Annotated in this window: 13 protein-coding genes; 4 read left to right on the forward strand and 9 right to left on the reverse strand. The window is 72.4% G+C overall.

Going from position 1 to position 12,096, the window contains the following annotated elements; translation table 11 throughout:
• Nucleotides 1-102 precede the first annotated feature (102 nt).
• The 3 genes from hppD to hisC all read left to right on the forward strand — a co-directional run bounded on the left by hppD (nt 103) and on the right by hisC (nt 3,620).
• Nucleotides 103-1,308 carry a 4-hydroxyphenylpyruvate dioxygenase gene (hppD, locus tag ABZ406_RS03575; protein ID WP_357755764.1) on the forward strand — a complete coding sequence of 402 codons (1,206 nt, stop codon included), beginning with the start codon at nt 103-105 and terminating at the stop codon, nt 1,306-1,308.
• A gap of 246 nt (nt 1,309-1,554) precedes the next feature.
• Nucleotides 1,555-2,520, forward strand: coding sequence for an RDD family protein (locus ABZ406_RS03580; protein WP_357755765.1), 966 nt, complete (start codon nt 1,555-1,557; stop codon nt 2,518-2,520).
• Nucleotides 2,517-3,620, forward strand: coding sequence for a histidinol-phosphate transaminase (gene hisC / locus ABZ406_RS03585; RefSeq protein ID WP_357755766.1), 1,104 nt, complete (start codon nt 2,517-2,519; stop codon nt 3,618-3,620). The genes ABZ406_RS03580 and hisC overlap by 4 nt, the downstream gene beginning before the upstream one ends.
• 36 nt (nt 3,621-3,656) lie before the next feature.
• On the opposite strand, the gene ABZ406_RS03590 is transcribed toward hisC, so the two are convergent.
• The 6 genes from ABZ406_RS03590 to ABZ406_RS03615 all read right to left on the reverse strand — a co-directional run bounded on the left by ABZ406_RS03590 (nt 3,657) and on the right by ABZ406_RS03615 (nt 8,534).
• Nucleotides 3,657-4,016 (reverse strand): LPXTG cell wall anchor domain-containing protein, encoded by a 360-nt coding sequence (locus tag ABZ406_RS03590; RefSeq protein ID WP_357755767.1) that lies wholly within the window; start codon nt 4,014-4,016, stop codon nt 3,657-3,659.
• A gap of 101 nt (nt 4,017-4,117) precedes the next feature.
• The gene (locus ABZ406_RS03595) at nt 4,118-5,374 is read right to left on the reverse strand and encodes a PQQ-binding-like beta-propeller repeat protein (protein WP_357755768.1); all 1,257 of its coding nucleotides are present in this window, start codon (nt 5,372-5,374) and stop codon (nt 4,118-4,120) included.
• An 84-nt stretch (nt 5,375-5,458) separates the two neighbouring features.
• Nucleotides 5,459-5,941: an SRPBCC family protein gene (locus tag ABZ406_RS03600; protein ID WP_357755769.1), complete on the reverse strand. Its 483-nt coding sequence runs from the start codon at nt 5,939-5,941 to the stop codon at nt 5,459-5,461.
• 144 nt (nt 5,942-6,085) lie between these two features.
• Nucleotides 6,086-6,295, reverse strand: a complete 210-nt coding sequence (locus ABZ406_RS03605; RefSeq protein WP_357755770.1) for a DUF397 domain-containing protein — start codon at nt 6,293-6,295, stop codon at nt 6,086-6,088.
• A gap of 176 nt (nt 6,296-6,471) precedes the next feature.
• Nucleotides 6,472-7,668 carry a fumarylacetoacetase gene (fahA, locus tag ABZ406_RS03610; RefSeq protein WP_357755771.1) on the reverse strand — a complete coding sequence of 399 codons (1,197 nt, stop codon included), beginning with the start codon at nt 7,666-7,668 and terminating at the stop codon, nt 6,472-6,474.
• Nucleotides 7,665-8,534 (reverse strand): hypothetical protein, encoded by an 870-nt coding sequence (locus ABZ406_RS03615; RefSeq protein WP_357755772.1) that lies wholly within the window; start codon nt 8,532-8,534, stop codon nt 7,665-7,667. Before ABZ406_RS03615 ends, fahA begins: the two co-directional genes overlap by 4 nt.
• A 94-nt stretch (nt 8,535-8,628) precedes the next feature.
• Between ABZ406_RS03615 and ABZ406_RS03620 the strand changes: the two genes are divergently transcribed.
• Nucleotides 8,629-9,798, forward strand: a complete 1,170-nt coding sequence (locus ABZ406_RS03620; RefSeq protein WP_357755773.1) for a homogentisate 1,2-dioxygenase domain-containing protein — start codon at nt 8,629-8,631, stop codon at nt 9,796-9,798.
• 21 nt (nt 9,799-9,819) lie between these two features.
• On the opposite strand, the gene ABZ406_RS03625 is transcribed toward ABZ406_RS03620, so the two are convergent.
• The 3 genes from ABZ406_RS03625 to ispD are packed head-to-tail and all read right to left on the reverse strand — an operon-like array spanning nt 9,820 to nt 12,053.
• The gene (locus ABZ406_RS03625; RefSeq protein ID WP_357755774.1) at nt 9,820-10,848 is read right to left on the reverse strand and encodes a tetratricopeptide repeat protein; all 1,029 of its coding nucleotides are present in this window, start codon (nt 10,846-10,848) and stop codon (nt 9,820-9,822) included.
• Nucleotides 10,849-10,858: 10 nt separating this feature from the next.
• Nucleotides 10,859-11,344 carry a 2-C-methyl-D-erythritol 2,4-cyclodiphosphate synthase gene (gene ispF / locus ABZ406_RS03630; RefSeq protein WP_357755918.1) on the reverse strand — a complete coding sequence of 162 codons (486 nt, stop codon included), beginning with the start codon at nt 11,342-11,344 and terminating at the stop codon, nt 10,859-10,861.
• Nucleotides 11,345-11,357: 13 nt separating this feature from the next.
• A complete protein-coding gene (ispD, locus tag ABZ406_RS03635; RefSeq protein ID WP_357755775.1) occupies nt 11,358-12,053 on the reverse strand; it encodes a 2-C-methyl-D-erythritol 4-phosphate cytidylyltransferase in 696 nt (231 codons plus the stop codon).
• Between the last annotated feature and the right edge of the window lie 43 nt (nt 12,054-12,096).

The following is a 12,096-nucleotide window of genomic DNA, read 5'->3' on the forward strand; positions in this document are numbered from 1 at the left end:
TTTCTGGCACCAGTTGCCCACCCGATGTCGAGACAGCGATCCTCCCCACAAGAACCGACCACGGCGGCCCACAAGGCCGGCCGGTACGCGAGGGAGCCCACGATGACCCAGGCGATCGACCGACCCAAGTCGACCGAGGACGTCGACGTCGACCGGCTCGTCGGCGCTGTCGACCACGACATCAGCCACGACCCGTTCCCGGTCCGGGGCCTCGACCACGTGCACTTCCTGGTCGGCAACGCCAAACAGGCCGCCCACTACTACTCCACCGCCTTCGGCATGACCTGCGTGGCGTACCGCGGCCCCGAGCAGGGCTACCGGGACCACGCCCAGTACGTGCTGACCAGCGGCTCGGCCCGGTTCGTGCTGACCGGCGCGGTGCGCCCCGACGCCGACGGCGCCGAGCACGTGGCCCGGCACAGCGACGGGATCAGCGACATCGCGCTGGAGGTCCCGGACGTGGACGCCGCGTACGCGCACGCCCTCTCGCAGGGCGCCGCGAGCGTCGTCGAGCCGCACGAGGTGACCGACGAGCACGGCACCGTCCGGATGGCCGCCATCGCCGCATACGGCGACACCCGGCACACGCTCGTCGACCGGTCCCGCTACACCGGCCCGTTCCTGCCCGGCTTCGTGGCCCGGGGCCCGATCGTGGACCGACAGCCGATGATCGACGCCGGCATCCAGCCGAAGCGCTTCTTCCAGGCCGTCGACCACGTGGTCGGCAACGTGGAGCTGGGCCGGATGGACGAGTGGGTCGAGTTCTACAAGCGGGTGATGGGCTTCTCCAACATGGCGGAGTTCGTCGGCGACGACATCGCCACCGACTACTCGGCGCTGATGAGCAAGGTCGTGGCGAACGGCACCCGCAAGGTGAAGTTCCCGCTCAACGAGCCGGCGATCGCCCGCAAGAAGTCGCAGATCGACGAGTACCTCGAGTTCTACCAGGGCCCCGGCGCGCAGCACATCGCCGTCGCCACCAACGACATCCTGGCCAGCGTCGACGCGATGCGCGCGGCGGGCCTGGAGTTCCTGGACACCCCGGACTCGTACTACGACGACCCGGAGCTGCGCGAGCGGATCGGCAACGTGCGGGTGCCGATCGAGGAGCTGAAGGCCCGCAAGATCCTGGTCGACCGGGACGAGGACGGCTACCTGCTCCAGATCTTCACCAAGCCGGTCCAGGACCGCCCCACTGTCTTCTTCGAGCTGATCGAGCGGCACGGCTCGCTGGGCTTCGGCAAGGGCAACTTCAAGGCGCTCTTCCAGGCGATCGAGCGGGAGCAGGAAGCCCGCGGCAACCTGTAACACTTGCCAGCGTGACGCAACCTCTGTCGTACCCGACGCCGCCGGCCGGTGGGCCCCGACCCACCACCGGCGGCGTCGCGCCGCAACCCGGCCCACATTCCCACGGGTACGCCCCGTCTCACCGCCATGCCGGGTTAGCGGGAACTGTCGTCGTTAAGGTGTCCCCGTGAGCGAGCGCAGCGAGCGAACCAGCAGGCTCAGTAGCGTGGCGCCTCGCGCCGCCGCGAAGCGAAGCGGAGCGACGGCGTGAGTGTTGAACCTGGTTGGTACGTCGACCCCGGTGCCACCGAGACCCGGCGTTACTGGGACGGCGAGGGCTGGCTCGGCGCGCCCATTCCCGTCGACGCCGTCCCGCCGGACGGCCCGCCGCCGCCCGAGCCGCCGCCCCCGCCGGTGACTCCCGCCGCGCCCGCGGCGTCGACCACCCCTGACTCGGTGACGGGCGCGCCGGGCTGGTCGCCGCAGCAGGGTCCACCTCCGGGATACGGCCCGCAACCGGGACACGGCCCGGGCTGGGGTCCACAGGGCGGGCCTCCGGGCTGGGGTCCGCAGAGCCAGCCTCCCGGCTGGGCGCCACAAGGGGGCCCTCCCGGCTGGCCGGGAAGACCGCCCGAGCCGCGGCCGCACGGCCTCAGGCTCGCCGGGTACGGCCGGAGGTTCGTCGCCCGGCTGATCGACTTCGGCATCCTCTTCGCACTGAACGTGCTCGTCAACGGCTGGTTCGTCTGGCGCTGGGCGCAGGAGTGGGCGCCGTTCTGGCAGGAGGCCTTCCGGCGCGCGGCGCGCGGCGACACCTCCCGCAGTGACCTGCCGATCCCCAGCCAACAGGTCGAGTCCCTGCTGGTGGTGATCCTGCTGATCGCCACCGCGCTCTGGTTGGCGTACGAGGTGCCGACGATGGCCTCCGGTGGGCAGACCTTCGGCAAGCGGTTGATGCGGATCCGGGCGGTGCCGTTGGCCGCCGACCAGCCGCTTGGCGTACGCCGGGCGCTGAGCCGGTGGAGCACGATGGGTCTGCCAACTCTGCTCTGGTACTGCGCCGGGCTCGGCCTGGTGCTGCAACTGGTCGATGCCCTGTCCCCCCTCTTTGATCACCCCCTGCGTCAGGCGCTGCACGACAAGCGTGCGCAGACGGTGGTCGTCGAGGTGCCGCACCACACCGATCCCGCCCCCTCGAACGACCGCAACCAGCCCCCGGGAGACACCCCATGACCGACTCCGGACGTCACCAGCCGGCGCTGCGGCTGACCCGCGTCGACCTGGACGCGCTGCCCAGCTACGTGCCGGGGCGCAGCCCTGCCGACCTGGCCCGTGAGTTGGGCCTGGCGGAGGCCATCAAGCTGGCCAGCAACGAGGTGCCGTACGGGCCGCTGCCCGGCGTGGTGGAGGCCGTCACGGAGGCGATCACCACCTCGCACCGCTACCCGGACATGGGCGTTGTCGCGCTGCGTGACGCCCTGGCCCAGCGGTACGGGGTGGACGCCGACCGGATCGCCACCGGCTGCGGTTCGGTGGCGCTCGCCGAGCACCTGGTGCGGGCCACCTGTCTGCCCGGTGACGAGGTGCTGTACTCGTGGCGGTCGTTCGAGGCGTACCCGATCATCGTGGCGACGAGCGGCGCGACGAGCGTGCGGGTGCCCAACGACGCCGGGCACGGGCACGACCTGGCGGCGATGGCCGCGGCGGTGACCGACCGGACCAGGGTGATCTTCGTGTGCAACCCGAACAACCCCACCGGTACGGCGGTACGCCGGGCCGAGCTGGACCGGTTCCTCGACGCGGTGCCGGACGACGTGCTCGTGGTGATCGACGAGGCGTACCGGGAGTTCGTCACCGACACGGAGGTGCCGGACGGCCTCGACTACCTGGACCGGCCCAACGTCGCGGTGCTCCGCACGCTGTCGAAGGCGTGGGGCCTCGCCGGGCTGCGAATGGGCTGGCTGGTTGCCCAGCCGGTGGTGGCGGCCGCCATCCGCAAGGTGGCGACCCCGTTCTCCAGCAGCACGGCGGCCCAGGCCGGTGCGCTCGCCGCACTGACCCAGGTGGCGGAGATGGAGCGCCGCTGCGCCCTGGTCGTCGCCGAGCGGGACCGGGTCACCGAGGCGCTGCGGAAGTTCGTGCCCGAGGTGCCGACCAGCCAGGCCAACTTCGTCTGGCTGCCGCTGGGCGAGCGGGCGGTGGCGTTCGGTAAGGCGTGCGAGGCGCGCGGGGTGATCGTGCGGCCGTTCGCCGGGGACGGGGTCCGGGTCACCATCGGCACCCCGGCCGAGAACGACGCGTTCCTGGCTGCGGCCGAGGCCGCAGTGGTCTGAGGGTCAGCGGTCATACCGGGCGGGCGCAGGAGACGGTCAGCTCGGCCGTCTCCGGCGGGCGGCGAACCAGCCGACGACGATCAGGGCTGCGCCCAGTGCGGCGAGCAGCAGCGCCGACCCGCCCGTCCCGGTGACCGGCAACTCGCCGTGACTGGGTGTGGGTTGCGGTGGTGCGGTCGGCGTGGACGTGGGTGGCGGTTGGGTCGGGGGCGGGGTCGGCGACGCCGGCACGATCTCGAAGGTGACGCCGGTGTCCGCCGACGGCTCGACCCGGACGACACCGAATCCCCGCGCCGAGGCGGGGTCGGCGGCCAGCACCGGCGACGCCGCCAACGCCAGGCTCGCGGCGGCGGCGAGCGCCCCGCCCACGAGGTAGTTGGCTGCTGTCCTGGCCATGCGCCGACCCCTTCCACCGGAAACCTGAACCGTGAAAAACATACCCTTTTACGACAAAGAGAATGGAACGGTTGGGTGTTCCGCTGTCGAAGACGCCACGATCAGGTGGCGGCCAGGATGACCGCCTCGCCGGTGTAGTAGTAGCGCCGGTCGTCGCCGGTGGGGTCGACCGGTTTGCGAAGCCGCTCGATCGCGACGAACCCGTCCTCGGCGGTCACCGCCCCGGGCGCCCAGCCGGTCCCGTCCGAGCCGACGTTCAGCACGAAGCGGGACACCTGCCTCCCGGTCGCCGGATCCAGCGTCACCAGGTCGTTCGCCTCAGTCAGCAGGTGCACCCGGCCGGGCTGCCCGGCCAGCACCCGAGCCGCGTCCAGGCCCTCGGACCGCCACAGCTCGGTGCCCGTACGCGCCGACCGACCCACAACGGCCCCGTCGAGCACGGCGACCGACTGCTCACCGACCAGCGCGGCGCCGGCCGGGTCCAGCGCGGGGGCGGGGACCGGCGGGCCGGCACCCACCAGCCAACCCTGACCGCCCTCGTCGCCCGGCCCGGCGGTACGCAGCCCGAGACAGTCCGACCAGCCGGTACGGCAGCCGAGCGGCGTCACCACGAACGCGTCCGGGCCGCCCGGCGGTCGCCAACGCTCCCGCACCGCACCCGTCGCCGCGTCCCGGAACTCGAGCGTGGCTGCCCCGGCGCAGGTGTCCAGACCGATCAACTGGCCGGCGGCGGTGGTGCCGACGTCGCTGCGGCACCGGCCGGGCAACTCGACCCGCCACAGCTCCCGACCGCCGCTCAGCTCGACCCCACGCGCCTGGGCGTCCCCGGTCACCACGAGCACGACCCGCCCGTCGGGGAGGTCGGTGAGCTGAAGGCCAGGCGCATCCCAGACGGTCGCCGCCCCGGTACGCCGCACCGGCGACTCGGTCGCGGCGGGCTTCGGGCCGTCGGCCCGCCAGAGCACCCCGCCGGTCCGCGCGTCGAGCGCGACAAGGCGGCCGTCCGACCAGCGGCTGACCACAGTGCCGCCGCTCGCCACCACCCCGGTCAGCTCCGCCGGCCACCGCCGGTAGGACCAGTACGGGCTGGTCCGGTACCGCCCGTCGACCGGCCGGTCGGCGTAGACCTGGCGGTGTGCGGCGTACACCCGCAGCCTGCCGTCGACGATGAGCGGGGCGACCGGCAACCGGCCGATCACTCCGGCCGCGGGTCGGGCCGGGGCCGGGTAGTCGGCCCGCGCCACGGTGCTCACCTCTGCCGGTGCGAGGACCCGGTGGACGATGACCGCGACGGCCGCCGTCGCAAGCAGCGCCGCGACCGCGATCACCAGCAGCCGCCGGCCTCTCGGGAACCTCATGCCGCACCTCCGCCCGGCACCCTACCCAGCGGGGAGGGTCGGACCCCGGTCAGGTCACGGCGAGGGGAGTTGGCCGGCTGGCGCTCAGGCGGCTTCGACGGAGCCGATGGCACCGGCCGCCACGGACAGGTCGGCGAGATCACGCCAGAGCGCCGCCTCGACCGCCCGCGCGGCCAGGCCGCCGAGCAGCAACGCCACCACCCGACCGTACGGAGCGGTGGGCACCGCCTCCTGGGTGACGGTGATCGCCGTGCAGCCTCGACGACGGCGCCGAACCGGTCGCAGGCTCCAGGTGATGCGGTAGTCGGCGCCGGCACCGGAGGAACAGAGCACCAGACGCTGCGGCGCGAGGGCCTCCACCACCAGGAACTCCTCGGTCAGCGTGCCGCCGCCCGGCTGGACCCGCTCCTCGCGCCAGGAGGTGCCCGGCCCGAACAGACCCGGGGTGAGCACCTCGATCGGGCCGGCTGCGGTCAGCCGGGCCGCGCGGCCGGGCAGGTCTGTCAGCAGACGCCAGACGTCGACAGCGTGCGCCTCGATGATCCCGGTAATCGCCACCGTCGACATGTCACCCTCCCGTGTCCCCGACGGTACGCGGAGTGAGGGCCGAGCGGGGCCCCGGTAGCGGCATTTCCACCACCCGGAGGCCACTCTGTCCGATTCGGCTGTCGCTTCGGCACCGGTCGTCGTCGACCGGTGCCGAAGCGGCGGTCAGCGCTCGAAGCGACCGGCCCGGATCGCGCCGATGAACGCTGTCCACCCAGGCGGGCTGACCGCGAGTGTGGGACCGGCCTGGTCCTTGGAGTCGCGGACTCCGACCAGACCATGGACGTCGACCAGGTTGTCCGCCACCTCCACGCAGAGCCCCTGGTCGTTGGAGCGGCTACTGGTACGCCAGACCGCGCCCGCAAGATCGTTCATAGTTGTTACCTCCGTGTACGTCAGGATTGCCCCACCGCTGACGGCCGGACAGAGCCCGGCTCGGATTGCGCGGTGTGGCAAGGGAATCCGGACGATCAACGGATCAACCAGGGCCGGTGATCGCACAGCCGGTGCGATCACGGGTCCCGTGCACGAGACGGATGGCGGATGTGCGCTCAGCGGGCCGGACGCACCGTGCCCGACACCTCACCGAGGGCGATGGTGGTGCCGTCCGGGCCGGGAGCGGTGGCGGTGATGGTCACCGTGTCGCCGTCGTCCAGGAAGGTACGGGTCTCGTCGCCCAGCTTGACCGGCTCGGCCCCGCCCCAGGTCAGCTCCAGGAACGAGCCGACCTGTCCCCGGTCCGGGCCGGAGACGGTACCGGAGGCGTACAGGTCACCGGTACGCAGGGAAGCACCGTTGACGGTGAGGTGCGCCAACTGCTGCGCGGGAGTCCAGTACATGGTGGCGAACGGGGGCTCGCTCACCTGTTCGCCGTTCCACTCGACCGTCAGCCGGAGGTCCAGCCCCAGGTGCGGTACGTCGCGCAGGTAGTCGGCCACCGGCGGATCCTGGTCGGGGGCCGCCACGTTGGCGTCGGCGAGCGCGTCCAGCGGCGTCACCCAGGCCGAGACCGAGGTGGCGAACGACTTGCCCAGGAACGGGCCGAGCGGCTGGTACTCCCAGGCCTGGATGTCCCGGGCCGACCAGTCGTTGACGAGCACCACCCCGAAGACGTGCTCGGCGAAGTCGTCCACGGCGACCCGGTCACCCAGAGCGCTGGGTACGCCCACCACGAAACCGACCTCGGCTTCGATGTCGAGGCGTACCGACGGGCCGGTGACCGGGCCCTCGGCGGAGGCCCGCTGCCCGGTCGGCCGGGTCACCGGCGTGCCGGAGACGACCACAGTGCCGGCCCGACCGTGGTAGCCGATCGGCAGGTGCTTCCAGTTGGGCAGCAACGGCGGCTGGCCGGGACGGAAGATCTGCCCGACGTTCGCCGCATGGTGCTCCGAGGAGTAGAAGTCGACGTAATCGGACACGTCGATGGGGAGCAGCAGTTCCACGTCGTCGAGGGCCACGAGCAGAGGTTCCACTGCGGCCCGGTGCGCCGGGTCGGTCAGCAGCTCGGTGATCCGCTGCCGCACCGACGTCCACTGCGGACGACCCAACGCCATGAAGTCGTTGAGCACGGGCCGGCCCAGCGTCCCGGCGGCCAGCACCAGCTCGGCGGCCTCCGCCGCGGCGAGGTCGAGGACCCAGGAGCCGATCCGTACGCCGATCCGCGCCGGACCCCCGTTCTGCCGGAACACCCCGTACGGCAGGTTCGTCACCCCGTACGGCGATCCGTCGGCGCCGGTCACCCAGGTCATGCGTCGTAGCCCCCGTTCACCAGCCCAAGCCGGATCAGATCGTCAAGTGGTTCCAGGATGCTGCACGAGCCGAAGCCCACCCACAGGGGGCGAGGCCCGTCGAGCCGTGCCGTCGCCCGCTGCACCAGGGGGCGCGGGTCGACGATTGTCAGCAGCTCGGCGACCGCGCGCGCACTCTCACCGTCGGCGGCGGCGAGGGTGGCGGCCAGCACGTTGGCGTACCCATGGTGGGTGAACCCGGTCTCCGGGTCCAGGTGTCGCACCGCCTGGTGCAGCCCGGCGGTGAGCTTGAACGGCAGGCCCCGGTCCCGGCAGGCGCAGATCACCGCGGCCAGCTCGGTCGGGGTGGGGAAGAGTTCGGCGGCCAGGCCGCCGGTGCGGAACTTGGCGGCGATCGGCACCCCGTCGGCCCGTGCGGCGACGAGCGCGTCAAGCGCGCCCATCAGTCCGAAGGTCAGTGGCAGTTCGGCGTAGACGGCCTCCACGCCGGCCAGCGCGTCGGTCAGTCGCAGCAGCTCGGCGATGCCGGGCAGCGGGTCCTCGCCGCGCTTGGCGACCGCCACCTCGACCTGACGCGATGTCACGCCGTCGGGGGCGAGACGCGACAGCGCGATCGGCAGGTTCCCGATCCCGGTGTCACCGATCAGCCCGATCACCAGGCTCTCGTTCGGGTCGACGAGACCGTTCAGCTTGCCGGCGGTGACTGTCGAGGCGGGGATCAGTAGCGGGCCGACCAGGTCGGCGTACCAGCCGGCGCGGTGCTGGCGGTGCGCGGTCAGGGCTTCGTGCAGCGCGGCGCTGCCGGGCGGGAAGACGGCGGCGTCGTCCACCAGGCCGTGGAGGAGTGCGGGCACCTGCGTTGACACGGAACAAGAATGTACGGGACGCTACGAGGAACGGACAACAGCGTCCGATTATCGGACGCCTTCGGCCGGTGAACGGGACATATCGGGAGGCGAGATGCCGTACTACCGCAGCGTCGGCGAGGTGCCGCGTAAGCGCCACACCCAGTTCCGGCAGCCCGACGGCAGCCTCTACGCCGAGGAACTGATGGGCCAGGAGGGCTTCTCCTCCGACTCGTCACTGCTCTACCACCGGTACGCCCCCACCGCGATTCTGGCCGCCGACGAGTTCACCCCGGCCGCGTTCACCCGGGCACCGAACCTGCCGCTCAAGCCCCGCCACCTGCGCACCCACGAACTGGACACCGGCGGCGCCGACCCGATCCTCGGCCGGCAGTACCTGCTCGCCAACGACGACGTACGGATCGGGTACGTCCTCGCCGACCGACCCTCGCCGCTGTTCCGCGACGCCACCGGCGACCACTGCCTGTACGTCGAGGCGGGCACCCTGCGGGTCGAGTCACCGTTCGGGGTGCTGGACGCGGTCGCCGGCGACTACGTCGTCATCCCCACCTCGACCATCCACCGGCTGGTGCCCACCGGCGACCAGCCCGTCCGGCTCCTCGCCGTCGAGGCGTCCGGGCACATCGGCCCACCCAAGCGCTACCTCTCCGTACGCGGCCAGTTCCTGGAGCACTCGCCGTACTGCGAACGGGACGTCCGGGGCCCCGACGCCCCGCTGCTCGTCGACGGCGAGGAGGTCGAGGTGCTGGTCCGGCACCGACGCGGTTGGACCCGCCACGTCTACGCGAACCACCCGTTCGACGTGGTCGGCTGGGACGGGCACCTCTACCCGTGGGCGTTCTCCATCCACGACTTCGAGCCGATCACCGGCCGCATCCACCAGCCCCCGCCGGTGCACCAGACCTTCCAGGGGCCCAACTTCGTCATCTGCTCCTTCGTGCCCCGCAAGGTCGACTACCACCCGCAGTCGATCCCGGTGCCGTACAACCACCACAACGTCGACTCCGACGAGATGCTGTTCTACACGGGCGGCAACTACGAGGCGCGGCGCGGCTCCGGCATCGAGCAGGGCTCGATCTCCCTGCACCCGTCCGGTTTCACCCACGGCCCCCAGCCGGGTGCCGCGGAGCGTTCCATCGGCGCGGACTACTTCGACGAACTGGCTGTCATGGTCGACACCTTCCGCCCACTGGACCTCTGCGACGCCGCCACCGCCTGCGAAGACGAGGGTTACGCCTGGACCTGGGCACGACGTTCGGTGTAGTCGCCCGTGGGGTTGGTTGGGTTACCGGAGAGCGGTTCTGGTGAAGATGGCGAACTCGGCTACCGCCGTGACGGCGATGGCCAGCACCAGGGGCCATGGGGAGCCGACCACCGCGTACACCAGCAACAGCAGTGGTGCGGCGGCCACGGCGTAGACGGCAAGGGCCATCGCGCGGTCCGAGTGCAGCAGGGCGGGCAGGACGGTCCGGGTCAGCCCCGGCAGCCGAGCCGCGAGCTGCCAGACGACGATCCCGCCGGTGAGCGCGGCGAGCACCGCCACGATGCGGGAGAACCCGCCGTTCGCCGACGCCGCGAACGCGACGAGCAGTGCCGCCACCAACGACCAGCCCGCGCCGTAGAGCACCAGGCGGTGCAGCCCGTGGGCGAGGGTCCGTGGCGAGTCGATCCGGCTCGGGCTGATCGTCACCGCCTCGGCGATGTCTTCCAGCGCCTCCGACCAACGGCGCTGCTCCAACCGCATGACCCCGACGTCGTGACCGGCCTCGGCGATCCGCGGGTCGAGCTGCAACGCCTCCCGGTAGGCCCGCTCGGCCAGGTCGAACAGGTTCAGGCGGGCGGCGACCAGGCTGAGCACCAGGTGCGCCTGCGGCTCCTGGGGGGCAAACTCGACGCCGCGCCAGGCCGCGTTCAGCGCCGGCTGACCGTTGCGGGCGCCGGCCAGGATCGCCGCCGCGCTCCGCTGGGCGTACGCGTCGGTCGGGCCGAGGGCGAGGATCCGGTCGGCGGTGGTCGCCGACTCGCTGTAGCGCTCCAGATCGGCCAGGGCCATCCCCCTGGCCACCAACGGGGGTAGGGCCTCGGGCGCGGCGGCCACTGCCGTGTCGGCGGAGGTGAGCGCCTCGGCCGGGCGGTTGGCGGCGAGGTGCACCCGGGCCAGCATTGTCAGTGCGTCCACGTCGTCGGGCTGGAGGGCCAACCCGTAGGCCAGTTCCCCGGCCGCCTCGTCGTAGCGACCGAGTTCGGCGAGGAGTTGGGCCCGCTGGACGTAACCGTCGGCGGCGGACTGGTCGGGGGCGGGGTCGCTGGACATCGCGGGGAGCTTAGGCGGCCGGCGCGTCGTACACCAGAGCCACCGCGACCCCGGCCAAGCCTTCCTCGCGGCCGGCGAAGCCGAGCGCGTCGGTGGTCGCCGCCGAGACGGTGACCAGGGCGCCGACGGCTGCGGAGAGCACCTCCTGCGCCTCCGCGCGACGCCGGCCGATCTTGGGGCGGTTGCCGATGACCTGCACGGACACGTTGCCGATCTCCAGGCCCACGGCCCGTACCCGGCGGGCCGTCTCGGTCAGCAGCGCCACCCCCGACGCGCCGGCCCACTCCGGCTGGCCCACCCCGAAGGCGGAACCGAGATCACCGAGACCGGCGGCGGAGAGCAGCGCGTTGCAGGCGGCGTGGGCGGCCACGTCGGCGTCCGAGTGCCCGGCGAGGCCGTCCTGGTCGGGCCAGAGCAGCCCGGCCACCCAGCAGGGTCGACCCGGCTCGAACGCGTGCACGTCGGTGCCGATGGCCACCCGGGGAACGATCATGATCAGAGGGTACGCGTCAACCCGCCCCGGCAAGCAGATGCTCGGCCAGAGCCAGGTCGAACGGTCGGGTGATCTTCAGGGCGTACTCCGAGCCGGGCACGCAAGTCACCGCGACGCCCTGCTTCTCGACCAGCCCGGCGTCGTCGGTGAGAGAGTCACCGGCGGCGGCGTGCGCGGCGCTGAGCACGGCCCGCTGGAAACCCTGCGGGGTCTGCACCGCGCGCAGGGCGGACCTGTCGACGGTGCCGAGCACCACCTCGTCGGCGCCGACTTCCTTGATCGTGTCGACGACCGGCAGGACCGGGATCACCGCGGCGTACCCGTGACGGACCGCCGCCGCGACGGATTCGACGAGGTCGGGCGGGGTGAGTGCCCGGGCGGCATCGTGCACCAGGACGATCGTCGGGCCGGCGGGCACCGCGGCCAGCGCGGCGGCCACCGAAGCCTGCCGTTCGGCACCACCGGGCACCACGATCACCGAGGCGACCGGGGCCAGCAGCTCCCGGACGGCCTGGACGTCGGCGGGCGGCGCGGCCACCACGATGGTGTGCACCGAGGGCGCGGCTGCCAGTCGACGCACGGCGTGCACCAGCAGCGGCTCACCGGCGAGCAGGCGCAGCGCCTTGGGTCGGCCGGGGCCGAGCCGGACGCCGGCACCCGCCGCAGGCACAAGGACCGCGACGTCACCGCGCGGATTGAGCTGCGCGGTCACGTCGCGGTCCTTGGTGGTTTCTTCACTACGAAGTGGGTACGAC

This window comes from Micromonospora sp. NPDC005710 (assembly GCF_040630995.1).
Taxonomy (GTDB): domain Bacteria; phylum Actinomycetota; class Actinomycetes; order Mycobacteriales; family Micromonosporaceae; genus Micromonospora.

Bases quoted from the DNA above. Each gene is read 5' to 3' on its own strand.
- ABZ406_RS03595 (WP_357755768.1), bottom strand. From the start codon at position 5,374: ATGAGGTTCCCGAGAGGCCGGCGGCTGCTGGTGATCGCGGTCGCGGCG.
- ABZ406_RS03605 (WP_357755770.1), bottom strand. From the start codon at position 6,295: ATGAACGATCTTGCGGGCGCGGTCTGGCGTACCAGTAGCCGCTCCAAC.
- hppD (WP_357755764.1), top strand. From the start codon at position 103: ATGACCCAGGCGATCGACCGACCCAAGTCGACCGAGGACGTCGACGTC.
- ABZ406_RS03600 (WP_357755769.1), bottom strand. From the start codon at position 5,941: ATGTCGACGGTGGCGATTACCGGGATCATCGAGGCGCACGCTGTCGAC.
- fahA (WP_357755771.1), bottom strand. From the start codon at position 7,668: ATGACCTGGGTGACCGGCGCCGACGGATCGCCGTACGGGGTGACGAAC.
- ABZ406_RS03620 (WP_357755773.1), top strand. From the start codon at position 8,629: ATGCCGTACTACCGCAGCGTCGGCGAGGTGCCGCGTAAGCGCCACACC.
- ABZ406_RS03590 (WP_357755767.1), bottom strand. From the start codon at position 4,016: ATGGCCAGGACAGCAGCCAACTACCTCGTGGGCGGGGCGCTCGCCGCC.
- ABZ406_RS03625 (WP_357755774.1), bottom strand. From the start codon at position 10,848: ATGTCCAGCGACCCCGCCCCCGACCAGTCCGCCGCCGACGGTTACGTC.
- hisC (WP_357755766.1), top strand. From the start codon at position 2,517: ATGACCGACTCCGGACGTCACCAGCCGGCGCTGCGGCTGACCCGCGTC.